The 17,214-nt window shown below is 30.2% G+C and carries 11 protein-coding genes and 1 tRNA gene; 5 read left to right on the top strand and 7 right to left on the bottom strand.

Annotated elements, in window-relative coordinates; genetic code table 11:
* The first annotated feature begins 7 nt into the window (after nucleotides 1-7).
* Nucleotides 8-2,668 carry a TonB-dependent receptor gene (locus ACH2CG_RS11175; protein WP_395065182.1) on the top strand — a complete coding sequence of 887 codons (2,661 nt, stop codon included), beginning with the start codon at nucleotides 8-10 and terminating at the stop codon, nucleotides 2,666-2,668.
* A gap of 1,393 nt (nucleotides 2,669-4,061) precedes the next feature.
* Here the strand turns inward: ACH2CG_RS11175 and ACH2CG_RS11170 are convergent.
* Nucleotides 4,062-4,132, bottom strand: a tRNA-Gln gene (locus tag ACH2CG_RS11170).
* Between the two features lie 492 nt (nucleotides 4,133-4,624).
* Here ACH2CG_RS11170 and ACH2CG_RS11165 point away from each other — a divergent pair.
* Nucleotides 4,625-7,825, top strand: a complete 3,201-nt coding sequence (locus ACH2CG_RS11165) for a DUF2723 domain-containing protein (RefSeq protein ID WP_395065180.1) — start codon at nucleotides 4,625-4,627, stop codon at nucleotides 7,823-7,825.
* Between the two features lie 69 nt (nucleotides 7,826-7,894).
* On the top strand, nucleotides 7,895-8,533 hold the full coding sequence (locus ACH2CG_RS11160; RefSeq protein ID WP_395065178.1) for a polysaccharide deacetylase family protein: 639 nt from the start codon (nucleotides 7,895-7,897) through the stop codon (nucleotides 8,531-8,533).
* 4 nt (nucleotides 8,534-8,537) lie between these two features.
* Here the strand turns inward: ACH2CG_RS11160 and ACH2CG_RS11155 are convergent, their stop codons facing one another.
* The 6 genes from ACH2CG_RS11155 to ACH2CG_RS11130 all read right to left on the bottom strand — a co-directional run bounded on the left by ACH2CG_RS11155 (nucleotide 8,538) and on the right by ACH2CG_RS11130 (nucleotide 13,078).
* A complete protein-coding gene (locus tag ACH2CG_RS11155; RefSeq protein WP_298116634.1) occupies nucleotides 8,538-8,834 on the bottom strand; it encodes a co-chaperone YbbN in 297 nt (98 codons plus the stop codon).
* 72 nt (nucleotides 8,835-8,906) lie between these two features.
* A complete protein-coding gene (locus tag ACH2CG_RS11150; protein ID WP_395065176.1) occupies nucleotides 8,907-10,139 on the bottom strand; it encodes a metallophosphoesterase in 1,233 nt (410 codons plus the stop codon).
* Nucleotides 10,140-10,313: 174 nt separating this feature from the next.
* Nucleotides 10,314-10,499, bottom strand: coding sequence for a hypothetical protein (locus tag ACH2CG_RS11145; protein ID WP_395065174.1), 186 nt, complete (start codon nucleotides 10,497-10,499; stop codon nucleotides 10,314-10,316).
* 240 nt (nucleotides 10,500-10,739) lie between these two features.
* Nucleotides 10,740-10,970 (bottom strand): hypothetical protein, encoded by a 231-nt coding sequence (locus ACH2CG_RS11140; protein ID WP_395065172.1) that lies wholly within the window; start codon nucleotides 10,968-10,970, stop codon nucleotides 10,740-10,742.
* Between the two features lie 107 nt (nucleotides 10,971-11,077).
* Nucleotides 11,078-12,403 carry a sensor histidine kinase gene (locus ACH2CG_RS11135; protein ID WP_395065170.1) on the bottom strand — a complete coding sequence of 442 codons (1,326 nt, stop codon included), beginning with the start codon at nucleotides 12,401-12,403 and terminating at the stop codon, nucleotides 11,078-11,080.
* Nucleotides 12,404-13,078 carry a response regulator transcription factor gene (locus ACH2CG_RS11130; RefSeq protein ID WP_395065168.1) on the bottom strand — a complete coding sequence of 225 codons (675 nt, stop codon included), beginning with the start codon at nucleotides 13,076-13,078 and terminating at the stop codon, nucleotides 12,404-12,406. It lies immediately after the preceding gene.
* A 198-nt stretch (nucleotides 13,079-13,276) separates the two neighbouring features.
* Here ACH2CG_RS11130 and ACH2CG_RS11125 point away from each other — a divergent pair, with 198 nt between their 5' ends.
* Together ACH2CG_RS11125 and ACH2CG_RS11120 are read left to right on the top strand one after the other, a co-directional pair.
* Nucleotides 13,277-14,800 carry a LamG-like jellyroll fold domain-containing protein gene (locus ACH2CG_RS11125; protein WP_395065166.1) on the top strand — a complete coding sequence of 508 codons (1,524 nt, stop codon included), beginning with the start codon at nucleotides 13,277-13,279 and terminating at the stop codon, nucleotides 14,798-14,800.
* A 270-nt stretch (nucleotides 14,801-15,070) separates the two neighbouring features.
* A complete protein-coding gene (locus ACH2CG_RS11120; protein WP_395065164.1) occupies nucleotides 15,071-17,179 on the top strand; it encodes a LamG-like jellyroll fold domain-containing protein in 2,109 nt (702 codons plus the stop codon).
* Nucleotides 17,180-17,214: the final 35 nt, after the last annotated feature.

Genomic DNA, 17,214 nt, shown 5'->3' with positions numbered 1-17,214 from the left:
TTTTTACATGAAATTTATTTACTTACTATTCCTATCATCCTTTTTATCTTTCTCACAAAACCATACTATAATAGGTATGGTTAATAATGAAAAAGACCTTCCCCTAGAATCCGCCAATATAATTGCAAAACCTTTACAAGAAAAAGCATCTTTAAAATTTGCTATTGCAGATAATAAAGGGCGTTATAGGCTTGATTTAGAAACCAATGTAAAATATGAGATAACAGTTTCTTATATTGGTTATAATGAAGAGGTTCTTATTATTGAGCCTAACACAATGATAACAACCCATGATTTTAAACTTAAATCTACAGGCGAAATTTTAAAAGAAATTGTTATTAAGTATGAATACAAACCAATAGAAATAAAAAAAGATACTTTAACATACGACATAAAAGCTTTTGCGAATGGTAATGAACGCAAGATGAAAGAAATTCTTGAAAAACTGCCGGGCGTAGAAGTAGATAAAAAAGGCAATGTAACCGTTCAAGGTAAGAAAGTAACCAAAATGCTGGTAGAGGGAAAATCTTTTTTTGGCGGTGGTTCTAAACTAGCTGTAGAAAATATTCCTGCTGATGCCCTTGATAAAATTGAAGTAATAGACCATTTTAACGAAGTTGGTTTTATGAAACAAGTTTCAGATAGCGAAGATTTAGCTATGAATGTAAAGTTAAAAGAAAACAAAAAAAAGTTTGTTTTTGGTGATGTTCAAGCTGGTGCAGAAGTTGGTACTGATAAAGGTTTTTATTTAGCACATTCAGCACTATTTTATTATAGTCCTAAAACCAATTTAAGCTTTATTGGAGATATAAATAACATTGGTAAAAGCACTTTTACATTTGAAGATTTAATGCGTTTTGAAGGCGGAATAAGCAACTATTTAACAGGTAGAAAATCATTAACTAATTTATTTTCATTTACCAACGACAACACTGATGTTGTAAAAAATAAATCCCAATTTGGAGCTTTGAACTTTAGTAACGACCTTTCTTCTAAACTTTCAATTTCGGGTTTTGGCATATTTTCTAAAGTAGTAATGAACTCCCAAACAGAAAACAAAAACGAATACTTACAAAATACAAGTATAGCATTTGAAAACAAATTACAAAACATTAGTAATCAATCTGTTTTAGGAATTGGAAATATAAAACTAGATTATTCGCCTAGCAAAAATGGCAAGGTTTTTTATAATGCACAATTTCAATCAAGTACTAATGATATAAACAATGTTATTAATTCAGTTACTAATCTTAATTCAAGTTTATTTCAAACTATAAGCAAATCGGATAATGTTTCTTTAAAACAATATATCGAATGGCACAATTATTATAATAACCATCACACTACTACATTTGTTGTAAATCAAGCTTATGAAAAAAGTACTCCTAAAAATGAGTGGCTTACCAATCAACCTTTTTTGTCGGGATTAATTCCTTTACAAACCGACACAAATTATACCATTTCACAGATTAAAACGGTAAAAAACAATAGTATTGATGCGCTATTTAAACATTACTGGATAATCAATAATTTCAATCATCTTTATACCAACATTGGAAACAATTTTGTTTCTAGTACTTTCAACACTTCCGAAAAACAATTATTAACTAATGGAACTATAAATGATTTTGGATCGAATGGATTTGGAAATACTATAAATTATCAATTAAATGATGCTTATATCGGATTGGAGTATAAATTCAAAATAGGTAAATGGACGAATAAACCAAGTATTTATTTTCATTGGTATAATCTGTCAACAATCCAATTAGAAAAAAGTAGTACAATTTCTAAAACATTATTCCAACCCCAATTTAATAGTGATTATGAATTTAACAAATCAGAAACATTAAGTTTTACTTATAAACTTTCAAATAGCTTTTCTGATGCTAGTCAAATGGCAAACAATTACACTTTACAAAATTATAATTCTGTTTTCAAAGGAAATGCACTATTACAAAACGAACGTTTTCATAGTGCTAATTTGCGTTACTCCAAAATGAATATGTTTCGAGGTGTTGTTTTAAATGCAATGCTAAATTTTAATAAGAAAGTAAGAACAGTAAGAAATCAAATTGAAATAAGCGGAATCAATCAATATACTACTCCAATCATAACAGACAATCCAGAAACAACTTACCGATTTAATGGTTCTGTGAGTAAAAAAATCTATCGATTTAATTTGAAATTAAATTCTAACTTGAGTTGGTTTAATTATATTCAAACTTTGAACAATATAACTACTTCAAACGATAGAAACAACCAAAGCATTGGTTTAGTATTTAAAACAGCCTATAGAAAATGGGCAGATTTTTCAATTGGTTACACAAAAGGTTTTAGCCAAATAGCAGGTATAACTAAATCTAATTATAAATCAGATGAATTAAACTCTGAATTAGAATTTACCTTTCTAAAATTCTTTACTTATAGAGCCGAATATGAAAGTATTAGAAATACAAATAGTTCTCAATCCAATTTCTATGAAATAGTAAACACATCAATTCGTTATCAAAAGAAAAATAGCCCTTTTGGTTTTGAGCTTTTTTGTAATAATCTTTTAGACAACAAAGTTAAAAACAGCTACTCTTTTTCGGATTATATGATAAGTCAACAAACTACTTATATATTGCCTAGAATAGTTATGTTATCGATAAATTATAAGTTGTAAAAGATTATGTATTAAAATTGGTATATTATTTTTGCAGAGTTATAAAAATTAATAATAATGCTTAACTTCGGTACTCACAACTTTTGTTATTATTAGATTTCAATATAAATTTTAAGCTAATAAGAAAACTTTGCTATTTAGTATTGGCGGTGTACTTGTACTCATTTCTTTTATTATTTTCAATCCTTATCAATCCTAAATCAATCCTTGTCAATCCATACAAAGCCTATAAACACTAGATTTTAATTAATTGGATTGCTGTTTTCAATCCTAAAATCAATCCTTGTCAATCCAAAATCAATCCAAAATCAATCCTTGTCAATCCTTGTCAATCCATACAAAGCCTATAAACACTAGATTTTAATTAAATGGATTGCTGTTTTCAATCCTAAATCAATCCAAAATCAATACTTGTCAATCCATACAAAGCCTATAAACACTAGACTTTAATTAAATGGATTGCTGTTTTCAATCCTAAATCAATCCTTGTCAATCCTAAATCAATCCAAAATCAATCCTTGTCAATCCACACAAAGCCTATAAACACTAGACTTTAATTAAATGGATTGCTGTTTTCAATCCTAAATCAATCCTAAATCAATCCAAAATCAATCCTTGTCAATCCACGAAACCCCTGTAAATGTTAGATTCTTACTATTTGAATTGATGTTTTCAATCCAAAATCAATTCTTAAATAAACTCTCAATTGATTGCATTGCAATTGTTTTGCAATTGTTTTGCAATTGTTTTGCAATAAAATTGCAATGGTTGATTTTACTGGGTTTGCGAGATGTCTTGTGCTGAATTTTAATAAAAGCTATTGTAAAACAATTGCAATGTTTACTTCTTGAAATTACTAAACAGAATTTTAATTGTTTTAATCAATTTTAGTTATTAGTTTAAATGCTTAACAGTTTGAAGTCTTCACATTTTTGTAGTAAGCTCTAAAGGCAGTAAAAAAAATAAGAGTTTATCTAAAAAATGAAGAAAAAGTAAAGTTTTAGAACTTAATGATTTTTTTTTTACATACCCATATTTGAAAATGATTAAAAAATATAAAAAATCATACAAATAAAAACTACCACCAACAATAGTTGAAGAAATTGTGGGGTTTATCAGATTTTTGAAACTGAACTTTGTCTATATTTATAGCCAACATTGTTGAAAATAACCACCTTATTGAATCAACAACACATTAAAATCTTATTTAGCAATTCTTAAAACAGTCTCTTTCTCTTGTTTTTGGCTCTGAATATTCCAATAAACAGCCATTTGTTAACATAATCTATTAATATAAACAAATGATTAATAAATTTTTAGGGGATTATTAGGGAGTTTTTTAAAAAAATGAAGCCTAAAATATTAAAAATCAATATTTTAGGCTTTTTTATTGTTGGTCTACAAGGACTCGAACCTTGAAAGACTGCACCAAAAACAGTTGTGTTACCATTACACCATAGACCAATTATTTGGTTAAATTTATTTACAATGAAGCTAATAAAGCTTGATTTGCATCTGAATTCGGGTGCAAATTTAATACAAATTTTATTTTAAGCAAGCATTTACATGATTTTTATTGAAAATATCAATTAAAAAAACATTTTTATCACTTAACTATTTAATCTTTAAACAGTTTTGAACTAATACTATTTAATATTTATTGATTTTATAAAACAACATAGGTTAATCGGAGGTTAAAGCTTGTCAAATATAAATATTATTATTAAAAACAACGTATTTTTGAAACATGCTAAATTTAATTAAAATTTAAATGACAGCGCAATAAATAAATAATTATTGATAAACACTGTAAAACAAGATTGTTAATGAATAGATTTCAAATTTATTAATTATTCTGATTTTTAGAATTAATGATTTTTAGAATTTTTCGATAAGACCTACTTGATTAAACAAAAAAATAGTTTCTTTGCACCTAAATTAACCTCATATCATACTATGACAACATTTAACTTTAAAAAGTGGAACAACATAATGGGTTGGATTGCTTTTTCTATAGCTTTAATAACATATACATTAACTGTTGAGCCTACAATGAGTTTCTGGGATTGTGGCGAATACATTGCCACAGCTGCTAAACTAGAGGTTGGCCATCCGCCAGGAGCACCATTATTTCAAATGCTTGGAGCATTCTTTGCAATGTTTGCTACAAGTAAAGAGACTGTTGCCTTTATGGTTAACATGATGTCTGTTTTTTCTAGTGCCTTTACAATTTTATTTTTATTTTGGTCTTCTACAATCTTATTAAAAAAGATTATTTCATCTTATACAGAAATTAATAGAGACAATAGCATTGTAATTTTAGGTAGTTCCTTTATTGGCGCTTTAGCGTTTACTTATTCTGACAGTTTTTGGTTTAATGCTGTTGAAGCAGAAGTTTATGCTATGGCAACATTATTAATTGCATTGTTGTTATGGCTTGGACTGAGATGGGAACAAGAAATGCACGAACCAAAAGGAAACAGATGGCTTTTATTAATTAGTTTAGTTGTTGGTCTTTCTTTTGGAATTCACTTTATGGCATTATTGACAATTCCATCAATAGGATTTTTATATTTCTTTAAAAACTATAAAAAAATTACTGTCAAAAATTTTATTTTAGCCAACATAATCATAGTAGCAGTTTTACTTTTTATTTTTAAATTACTACTACCGTATACGCTAGCTTTCTTTGGAAAGACTGAAATTTTCATGGTAAACAGTCTTGGATTACCATTTAACTCAGGAACAATATTTGCATTATTACTAATTATTGCTTTTTTCTATTTTGGGTTAAAATATACTAGAGACAAAGGTCATCCAACATACAATACCATTTTATTAAGCATTTTATTTGTTTTAATAGGATTTTCAACCTGGATGATGTTGCCTATTCGCGCAAATGCAAATACGCCAATTAACGAAAACAAGCCATCAGATGCTGCTGAAGTTTTAGCCTACTACAACAGAGAGCAATATGGTGTAAATCCGTTATTTTACGGACCACAATATACAGATGCTTTTGCAGGTTTGGACGAAAACAATCCTTATTTAGACAAAGCGCCCAACTATGAAAGAGATACAAAATCTGGCAAATATGTAATTGTAAATGATTACAAAAATGCCGAACAAAATACCGACGACAAGCACAAAGCTATCCTTCCTAGAATGTGGAGCACAGACAATATTGAAGGCTATATAAACTTTACTGAAGTTCCCAAATTTACTATAAAACCAGATTATGCTGAAGAAAAAGAATTAACAGATGTTGTAGCCGAGTTTAGACAAGCGTACGCTTCTCATAAAATTGACAATGATGGCTATGTATCGTTCTTGAAAGCCTACGGAGAATATCTAAATATTGAAAAACCTTCTACTTGGGACAATTTGAGCTTTATGGTAGAATATCAATTTGGATATATGTACGGTCGTTACCTTTTATGGAACTTCGTAGGAAGACAAAATGACAACCAAGGAAGGTATGATAATCTTGATGGCAACTGGCTAAGCGGAATTAAATTTATTGATGAAATTCATTTGGGCTCACAAGACAATCTTTCTTCGGATGTTGCTAATAATAAAGGACGAAACTTGTACTTCTTTATTCCTTTCTTTCTAGGATTAATTGGATTGATGTATCATGCACAAAGAGATTTAAAAAGTTTCTACGTTCTACTTGCATTGTTTTTATTTACAGGTTTAGCATTAAAAATATATTTAAACGAAAGACCATTTGAACCAAGAGAACGAGATTATGCATTGGTTGGTTCCTTCTATGTATTTTCAATTTGGATAGGATTTGGAGTATTTGCCATTTATGAAATGCTAAAAGAAAAGTTAACCGCAAAAATAGCTGGACCAGTAGTCATTGGCTTATCTTTATTGGGAGCACCAATCTTGATGGCTTCTCAAAACTGGGATGATCACGATCGTTCTGGAAAATATACTGCTATTGCAATGGCAAAAAACTATCTTGACTCTTGCGACCAAAACGGAATTTTATTTACAATTGGAGATAACGATACGTTTCCGCTTTGGTATGCTCAAGAAATTGAAGGCTATAGAACCGATGTGAAAATTGTAAATACTAGTTTATTAATGACCGATTGGTACATCGATCAGATGAAGCTTAAAACATACAAATCTGAAGGTTTGCCAATTTCATTTAAGCACAAACAATATGTTGCCGACAATAGAGATGCCGTTGTTTTTAATAAGAAAGTTGAAAGCAGATGGAATTTAAAAGACTTTATCAATTTTGCAAAAAGAGAAGACACATTATCCCAGGTAGAAATGCAAAGTGGTCATAGACTTAATTTTTTTCCTACTAATAAAGTAAGATTCACAATTGATAAAAATGCAGTAATTGCAAGTAAAATAGTAAATTCTAAGCAGAACGACTCTATTGTTCCATTCATAGATATTGATTTAAAAGGTGGTGCTTTATATAAAAATCGCCTTATTATGTTTGATATTTTAATCAACAATAACTGGAAACGTCCTATCTATTTTAGTCCAGGAAGTTTTGGTGATGATGATTATTTATGGATGAAAGACTACCTTCAATTGGACGGAATGGTTTATAAATTAGTTCCAATTAAAACGCCAGTTGTTGAAGATGATTATCCAGATATGGGACAAATTGACACTGATAAAATGTACAATTTAGCAATGAAATGGACTTGGGGTAACGGAGAAAGCACAAAAATCTATCACGATCCAGAAACAAGAAGAAATGCTATTTCATACCGAACCAATCTTTCTAGATTAATGTACTCCTTGATAAAAGAAGGTAAAACTGCTCAAGCCGAAAAAGTAATTGATTTAGCAATATCTAAAACACCTATTGATTATTATGGATATTATCTAACCTTAGAACCTTTCGCAACTGGTTACTATGAAATTGGTAAAAAAGAAAAAGCTAGAGAATTAATTGAAAAATTAATGACCAAATACAAAGAAGAACTAAAGTATTACAGTGGTTTTAAAGCTAACGATCAGAGCTTCATGGCAACTGATATAATTACTGCAATTGAACGCTATAGAAGTTTATTGAAAGTGATGAAAAAACAAGGAGATATAGAATTTTACACCAAAAGCAAAATCGACTTTAACTCATACAACAACAGATTCTCACGTTTTGAAAGAGATATGGAGTAATGATTTATAAAAAATTAATTAAGTGCCAATGATTTATTTATTGGCACTTTTTTTATTTATTTTTGAAGTATGAATTGGATAAAAACACACTGGATAATTAAAAAACTATTTTCAAATTATGTTTGGGACATTCCTAATAACGAAAGTAAAGTATATCTAACCTTTGATGATGGACCAACTCCTGAAATTACTGAATGGACGTTAAAGCAACTAGAAAAGCACAAGGCCAAAGCAACTTTCTTTTGCATTGGTGATAATATTAAAAAATACCCTGAAATTTTCAATAAAGTAATTGCATCTGGAAACGCCATAGGAAACCATACCTTTAATCATTTAAATGGATGGAAAACCGAAACGTCTAATTATATTGAAAACACAAAACTTTGTACTGCTGAAATCTCTAAACTAAAAACTGCCAACTGCCATCTGTTTCGTCCGCCTTACGGCAAAATTAAGCCATCACAATCTAAACCAATAAGAAAATTAGGTTATAAGATAATAATGTGGGATATCATTTCATACGATTTTGACACAACAATTACTCCTGAGAAATGTTTGGAAAATGTATTGAAAAATGTAAAATCAGGGAGTATTATCGTTTTTCACGACAGTAAAAAAGCATTCTACAACTTGGAATATACTTTACCAAGAGTTCTAGAATTTTTAAACAAAAACGGATTTGTTTGTGATGTTATAAAAAGTGCCTAAAGAATTAGACTTGTTCTTGAACCAAACCAATTATAGTATTAGCATCCAATTCTCCTGATTGTCGCCACACCATTTGACCTTCTTTATAAATCATCAATGTTGGCAATCCTTTTATACGAAGTGCTTCGGCTAATTCTTGATTCTTATCAACATCTATTTTTATCACTTTTGCTCTATCGCCAAGCGCTGCAGCTACATCTCTAATTACAGGATGCATTGATACAGAAGATTCGTTCCACTCTGTGTAAAAGTCAATTAACACAGGAACTTGAGCATTTATAAGTTCTCCAAATTTTGACATAAAACCAAAATATTAATTATTTTCTTATTTAAAAAAGAAATATTCTACTACAAATGTAGCATTTTAAAGTAATTATACTAAACTTTTACCTTTTTTTAGTTCAATTACTGTTATTTCGGGCATAATTCCTACTCTACCAGGATATGCATGAAACCCAAAACCTCTATTTACGTAAATATATTTACCAAGGTTTTCATATAATCCTGCCCATTGATCATAAACATACTGAGCCGGACTCCATTTGAAAAAACCAGGAATTTCAATACCAAATTGCAATCCGTGTGTATGTCCAGATAGCATTAAATGAAAATCTTTAGGATGTTTATTAACCTCAGCATCCCAGTGGCTAGGATCGTGACTCATTAATATTTTAAACTCTTCCTTGGTTAATCCTTCGGATGCTTTATGCAAATCTCCAGCTTTTTTAAATTTTACACCCCAATTTTCCACACCAACTAAAGCAATTTTATCGTTTCCTTTTTTAATGTAAGTATGTTCGTTTAACATTAAATTAAATCCAATTTTCCCATAAAGTGCTTTTATGTCATGAAAATTTTGATCTTTTTCTTGTGTTGTTTTCCAATCTACATACTCGCCATAATCGTGATTTCCTAGAACAGAATGTTTTCCAAATTCATGCTTTTTTATTCGATTAAAAGTTTCAATCCACGGAAGCATTTCTTTAGCATGCGTATTTACAATGTCGCCAGTAAACAATATCATGTCCGATTCTTGTTCGTTAATCAAATCAATTGCATAATTTATTTTTTCTGGATTATCAAAACTACCACTATGCACATCAGAAATTTGAGTGATTTTAAAACCATCAAAAGCATCAGGTAAATTAGGAAAGAAAATCTGTTGACGAATTACTTTGTAATTGTACTTTCCAAAAGTCATTCCGTAGATCAAGGAAGTAAACGGAATAGCTGCTATTCCAAGTGCAATTTGACTTACAAATCTTCTTCTTTCTGGAAGAAACGAATCGGTTGCTGTACCCGATATCTTAGAAATTGCACCAGAAAAAATTCTGTAAACATCTTCAAAAAATAAAACTAAAGTCAAAATTAATTTCGGAATTAAAACCAATAGTAACAATCCCAAAGTGAGCATTGTCATTTGAGTTTGACCAACACTTCTATCAAATTTTGTAAATTGATACGATATAAAAACAATAACCACCAAAGAAATAACAACATAAGATATTAAAACCCAGCGTACTTTAGTAAATGTTTTAACTGCCTGAAAAGCATAAAGCTCTATGAATGCTACAACTATAAATAAAATTAGTAATCTAAAAGCCATTAATTAAATTTTTAACAAATTAACGAAGAATAGTAAAATATTTCACATTCATTAACTTTCTTTTAAATAAAAAAAGGCTAATAATTTCTTATTAGCCTTTTTAACTAAAATCTAGAATGTAAATTTCCTTGTTATAAAGGTACTCAAATCTATATTTACATTCTTAGTTTTTAGTTATTTTTTTTTAGCAACTTCTGCTTTAGCTGGCGCAACAACATCTGCTGTTTTTTCAGCTTTAACTTTAGCTTTTTTAACATGTTTTGTTTCTTTTGTAACAACTGCTTTTGCAGGAGTTGTTTGAGCGTTTACCATTGCAGTTGTTCCTAAAACTAATGCAGCCAACATAAATACTTTTTTCATGATTTCTAAATTTTTATTATTAATTAAATTGTGTTTGTAATTATTTATAGTACAAATGTAAAACCGCTAAATGAAGATTAAATGAAGTTTTGTTTTTTCTACAAATTTTAACATTTTATTAATTGTGACTATAAAAAAAGCTGATAAAAAAATTTACCAGCTTTCCTTCAATTAAAACTATCGTTTGGCTAAATTCTACAACTTAAACTCATTTTCATTTTAGCAAAATCATAGTCTTAATTATTTTTTCGCACTTTCCGCTTTTTTCGCTTCCATTTTTTTGGCTTTGCGATCTGCTTTTGCTTTTTTGTGTTTAGAAATTCCTGCTTCTTTTGCAACTACTTTTTTTACAGGAAGCGTTGCAGCGGTTACCATTGCTGTTGTTCCTAAAATTAGCACAACTAACATCAGTACTTTTTTACTAAAGCTTAGTAGTGAGTTTTTTTGATTTTCTTGAATCTGTGATTTCATGATTTCTAAAATTTTGAATTAATAATTAAACTTTTATAGGACAAATGTATAACCCAAAAATGAAGACAAAATGAAGATTAATGCTACTAAGCGATTTTTACTTTTCTTTATAAGTTTGATGGAAACACAATACTAAAAGTAGATCCAATAGTGCTTTGTGAAGTTACTGAAATAGCACAATGATGAAACTTTGCAATACTATCTACTATTGCCAAACCAAGTCCGTGGCCATCTTGATTGGAATCAAATCTATCGAATCGATTAAAAATTGTTTTTAGCTGCTCTTCTGTCATTCCTTGACCAGAGTCGGAAATAGAAATTATATATTTTCCATTAGAGAAAGAATCTTTAATTGTAATTTTTCCGTTTTCGATATTATATTTTATGGCATTGAGCATTAAATTATAAATTAGAATATGAATCAATATCTTATTTCCAAGAAAAGAGAAATCTTCTACAATTTCATTTAAAACCACAATGTTCTTTTGCTGAATTCTATCTTCTAGTTCTTCAAGAGTTTTAGCAACCGATTCTTTGATAGCAACCGATTCGTGATTGGTAAACTGATTGTTCTCAATTCTAGAAATCAACAATAAATTATTGATGATTTTTTTTAATAAATCTAAGGTTCGAAGTGAACTTGCAATTTTATCAACGGCTTCATCATCTAACGATTCATTTTGAATTAAATTCTCAAATCGGTTTTTTAATAATGCAATTGGCGTTAATAACTCATGTGAAACATTGGCTATAAATTGTTTTTCTTTCTTAAAAAGCTCCTGAATTCGATACATCATTAGATTAAGTCCAGAATCTAGTTCATCAAAATCAGACGAATACGAATGTACTTTATCATAATTAAATGATTCTGGCTCGTTTACAAATTTTATTTTGGTATTGATTATCTTGTAAAATGGTTTCAGTAGAAATTCTATTAAAAAAGTGTCTGCTATAAAAGTTAGCGTTACAACAATAAGCAACAAGATTGATGTAAAAAACCTTATGGTAAAAGTTAAATCTTTAATTTCACCTATATTATTTCCAACCTCTAGAATGTATCTAGCGTTTTCGTAGGTGAAATTATAATACAAAACTCGATAATCGTTTACTTCATCTTCAATACTTCTAGCTTCATCAACAAACGTACTTTTGTGGTTTATAAAACCATCTTTAGACCGATACAATTGTAGAAATTCATTGTGAAGTGTAGAAAAACTTGCGTAGGTTTCTGTCGAATCGTTTCTACTGATAAAATCGTTAATTTCTTGCTTGTCTAGGTGCTGAATAAACTTTTCCTTTTTTTCAATCAAACTTTTATCAATGTGTTTATAAACGATTTTCTTTATCAGAATTGGAAGTGAAAACCACAAAATCAAGATAATTAACAATCGAGTTATCAAATTAAAAACCGCTAATTGATGTTTGATTTTCATTTATATATTAATTCTGTATCCAACATTTCTTACTGTTTCAAACCAATCCAAATTGGCAAATTTATCAAGTTTTTTTCTAAGATTTCGCACATGAACATCAATAAAATTAGAATCAGAATTTACTTCTAGAACATCACCCCAAACATGTTCTGTGAGTTGTAATCTAGTAATAACACGGTTTTTATTTAAGGCTAAATATTGAAAAATATCAAATTCTTTTTTGGTTAAAGAAATTGAATTTTCGTCAAATAAAACTTTGTAATCTTGCAATTGAATTTTAAATCCGTGGACGTTTAATTCATTTACTGTAAATCCATGAATCCTTCTTATTACGGCAAACAAGCGTGCTCCAAGTTCTGTAAGTGCAAATGGTTTTGTAAGATAATCATCGGCACCAAGTTCCAATCCGTTAATTTTATCATCAAGTTCGCCACGCGCAGTAACTACAATAACTGCCATTTTGGTTTTTAATTTTCTAATGGCTTTTAAAACATCAAATCCGCTTCCGTCAGGCAAGCCCAAATCTAGAAGCATCGCGTCATAATCGTTCACCTCAATTTCTTCTAAAGCATCGTTACAAGTAGTCACAGCTCTGCATAAGTAACCATTTTTAGAGAGATAATCGGTCAATTCATTTGCCAATTCTTGATAATCTTCAACAATCAGAATGTTCATTTTATAAAAGTTAAGTAATTTTAATCAAAGTAACGAAGAAACTAAAGGATTACAGATTCGTTATAAAAATTTTAACTACAGTTTGCTCTATGAAATGAATTAATTGTTTCATGAAAAGGAAATATCATTTCGTGAAAGTCAAAAAATTATACAAGTAATTAGATAGATTTTTGTTACTTAATTTTTAAAAACAAAGAGATGAAAACAAAACTACATTCATTATTTATTACATTAATTACAACATTTTGCATTCAATTATATGCTGCACCAATTATCTCAAATGTAACTGTTACCAATATTACTGCAACATCAGTAAGAATAAACTTTTCAGTGAACGCACAAAACAGTACATCAAATGCTTTTGTACAATACAACACAACACCAATAATGTCAGGAAGCTTTCTTCAGAATGGCCCAATTAATGGAAATACACCTGTAGCTTTATTTCAAGATATTACAAATTTAACTCCGAACACTTTATACTATTATGCAATTGATGCCTACAATGCATCTAGTCAAGCTGCGGTAACAATGACTGGAAGTTTTACCACAAGTGGAACACCTCCAAGTACAACAAATGCTATTGTTTCAAATATTACTATATCTTCTGCACAAATAAATTTTGATGTGAATACATTTGGAATTCAAAGTTCAATAGTACTAGATTATGGATTAAACGCATCTTCTTTTACTTCTTATAATGTTGTTTCTAATACATCTACAAACACTCCAACTACTTTCGTTTATAATTTTACTGGACTAAGTCCAAGCACTACATACTATTACAGTGCAGGTGCTTATTCTCCTACTCTAACAGGAAATAGGATATTAGGAAGTTTTACAACAGCTTCGCCACCAACACCACAACTTATCACTGAATATAACTTCAATAACACCTACAATAACATAAATGGCAATATTCCATTTAGTTCAAATACTGGAACTTCATTTGTTACTGGTAGAAATGGTGGCGCAAATGGTGCTTTAAATATTTTTGATTCTGGTTCAACTGCAACTATACCAAATCTTCCTTATGGAAGTAGTGCAAGAAGTGTGTCATTTTGGGTGAAAATCAATTCTTGGAACCCAAGTGGTGAATCTGCAATGGTATATTCTTATGGTCAAAGCTCAGCTAATAATGCAAATGGTGTTGGTCTATTATCACAACAAGTTGGACATTTTGGATATGCAAATAATCACACCTATGCATCAACAAATACAATTATTCACCAACTTGCAACTTGGTATCACTATGTAATGACTTACGATGGCACAACTTCAAGAATTTACAGAAACGGTTCGCTTTTATCAAGCCAAGCTAAAACATGGAACACATTAAACAACGCTAATATATTCAAATTAGGAATTGGAGTTGGTGGAGAAATTTCGTTTAACGGAGCAATAGATGATTTAAAAATTTACAATTACGCAGTTACAGATGCAGAAGCAATGAATCTATATACTTATAATTCACTTGCAACCAACACACTAGATTCAAGAGAATTTAAAGCAACAATACAACCAAATCCAACTTCGGATAATTTCACAATTGAAATGGAAAACGAAGTAAAATCAGTTGAAATTTATTCTCTTCAAGGTCAAAAAGTATTGACATCTGAAAATAAAAACATAAACGTTTCCAATTTACCTAAAGGAATGTATCTAGTTCAAATTGAAGATGAAAATAATAATAGAAATACTCAAAAATTAATTGTGAAATAACTATGAAAATAATAGAAAAATACCGTCTTGAAATTACACTTACCACACTTTATACCCTAATTTTAGTAATGATAGTTTTTAGTTTTTAACTCCAATCTAAACAATTGGTTAACCGCAACTTTACTCTTGAAGTTGCGGTTTTTTTTGTTATAAAATATATTTTGATTCAAAAATCTGCATTTCGTGAAAAAAAAGCACGATTTCATGAAATGTTACAATTTAATCACTCTCATTTACAGACTTTTGTCACTGAATTTAAACTATTTATTTATGAAAAAAATATTACTTATTATTGCAATCTTTTTTATTGGATTGAATGCCAAGGCTCAATTTCCAAAACCAACGTTGTCTAACATTTCGCAGGCACAAGTAAATACTGTCAACCAATATATCCACACCTTTTATTGTACTTTAGCAGGAGGTGGTGCAGATGCTACGGCTTGGGTACAATACAATACCGTACAGGCAAATTTAAACTCTGGACCAAGTTTAACAATGGGAGTTGCAGGCGCTGGTTTTAGTGCGAATTTAAATCAAAATTCACCTGCTTTGTTGCCAGCAACCACCTACTATTGGAATATTCTTGCAAGTAACGCTTTTGGTGTTGTTTACAGTGCAGTGCAGAGTTTTACGACTGCCGCTGTTGCTGTAACGCCTCAGCTGATAACCGAATACAATTTTAACAATACCTATAATAATGTAAATGGAAATACGCCTTTTTCATCAAATTCAGGAACGAGTTTCGGATTTGACAGAAACGGAAATGCAGGTAGCGCCATTAATATTATCAACACAGGAAGTAGTGCAACTATTACAGGCTTACCTTATGGTAACAGCCCAAGAACAATATCGGTTTGGGCAAAAATCAATACTTACAACACCATTGGATACAATCATTTTTATGGTTACGGCACAGCTTTAACAAGCAAAGCAAATGGTGGGTCGTTGATAGCGAGTGGAAATCTTTCTGGTAATCCAGTAACATCGCTAGCGCATTTAGGATATGCAAACAATCATACGCAACCCATAACAGGTTTTGACTTTCATGACTGGCAACATTTTATATTTGTATATAACGGTACTAGTTCTAAAGTATATCTAAACGGAGCACTTTATGGAACGGCAACAGTGTCTTGGAATACCACAATAGCTTCCAATATTTTTACGATTGGCGAATTTATGGGCGAAAAGTATTTTGACGGAGCATTAGACGATTTGAAAATCTATAATTATGCCGTTTCTGATGCAGAAGCTATGAATTTGTTCAACTCAAGCTCAACAACAAATCAAAATCCTATTGTTTCTGTTACTAATGTTTCTCCAACTAGTGCAACTTCGTCAACAATCAATTATTCTATAAATGCTAATGGTGTTTCATCAACAGCAACATCTGTTATAAACTATGGAACATCTTCAACCAATTTAAACTTACAAGTAATTGGAGGAAATGCAACAGGTACCAGCGCTTCTTCACATGCCACAAGCTTAACTGGTTTGGTCGCAGGTACAACGTATTTTTATCAAGTAGTAGCAACCAATAGTTTTGGAACCACAAGTTCGTCTATTATGAGTTTTACTCAAGCAGACCCATTGGCAGCTATCGCAGAATATTCATTTGACAATACGTTAAATAATATTGCAGGAAATACACCTTTTTCTGTTGCTATAAACAATACTTTTGTAGCCAATAGAAATGGTGTTCCTCAAAAAGCTTTGCGTATAATCGATACTTCAACTGCTTCAATCACTAATTTGCCAACTGGCAATGCGGCAAGATCAGTTTCTGTTTGGGCAATTATACCTATTCAATCAACAGATTCACGAATTTGCTATTATGGTGCGCTATCTTCAAACCAAAGCTATGGCATTTCGGTTCAAACCAACAATCTAGTGAATTTTGGTTATGCCAATGATTTGAGTGCAGTTGGTTCAGGATTTTCGGGTAATGTTTGGGCCCACATTGTTACAACATTTGACGGAACAACAGCAAAAATTTATCGAGACGGAATAGAAGTTGCGTCTGGAAATAAATCGGCTTGGAATACTCCCAACTCAGTATTTACAATCGGAGGTAATTACGAAATAGCTGTAGACGATTTAAAAATCTATAACCGAGTTTTATCCCAAGCAGAAATAACAAGTTTGTACACAAATAATTCATTGTTGTCAAATCAAAATTTTAATTCAAATAACCTAAAAGCAACTATCTACCCAAATCCAACTTCAGATAATTTCTCAATTGAAATCGAAAATGAAGTTAAATCTGTAGAAATTTATTCGATTCAAGGTCAAAAAGTAGTAACCTCTACTTCAAAAGACATTAAACCTAGTGCTAAGATCAAGATTATGATTACTTTTTTCATATTATTTTATAATTAATTTTTGTGTTGAAACTGCATTGTTTGAATCTTCAA

Source organism: Flavobacterium sp. (genome assembly GCF_043778725.1).
Lineage (GTDB): Bacteria > Bacteroidota > Bacteroidia > Flavobacteriales > Flavobacteriaceae > Flavobacterium.
This window is presented reverse-complemented; position numbering and strand designations above follow the sequence as displayed.

Coding starts and splice junctions, on each gene's coding strand:
- ACH2CG_RS11130 (WP_395065168.1), bottom strand. CDS start 13,078: ATGAACATTCTGATTGTTGAAGATTATCAAGAATTGGCAAATGAATTG.
- ACH2CG_RS11160 (WP_395065178.1), top strand. CDS start 7,895: ATGAATTGGATAAAAACACACTGGATAATTAAAAAACTATTTTCAAAT.
- ACH2CG_RS11135 (WP_395065170.1), bottom strand. CDS start 12,403: ATGAAAATCAAACATCAATTAGCGGTTTTTAATTTGATAACTCGATTG.
- ACH2CG_RS11175 (WP_395065182.1), top strand. CDS start 8: ATGAAATTTATTTACTTACTATTCCTATCATCCTTTTTATCTTTCTCA.
- ACH2CG_RS11125 (WP_395065166.1), top strand. CDS start 13,277: ATGAAAACAAAACTACATTCATTATTTATTACATTAATTACAACATTT.
- ACH2CG_RS11140 (WP_395065172.1), bottom strand. CDS start 10,970: ATGAAATCACAGATTCAAGAAAATCAAAAAAACTCACTACTAAGCTTT.
- ACH2CG_RS11165 (WP_395065180.1), top strand. CDS start 4,625: ATGACAACATTTAACTTTAAAAAGTGGAACAACATAATGGGTTGGATT.
- ACH2CG_RS11120 (WP_395065164.1), top strand. CDS start 15,071: ATGAAAAAAATATTACTTATTATTGCAATCTTTTTTATTGGATTGAAT.
- ACH2CG_RS11155 (WP_298116634.1), bottom strand. CDS start 8,834: ATGTCAAAATTTGGAGAACTTATAAATGCTCAAGTTCCTGTGTTAATT.
- ACH2CG_RS11150 (WP_395065176.1), bottom strand. CDS start 10,139: ATGGCTTTTAGATTACTAATTTTATTTATAGTTGTAGCATTCATAGAG.
- ACH2CG_RS11145 (WP_395065174.1), bottom strand. CDS start 10,499: ATGAAAAAAGTATTTATGTTGGCTGCATTAGTTTTAGGAACAACTGCA.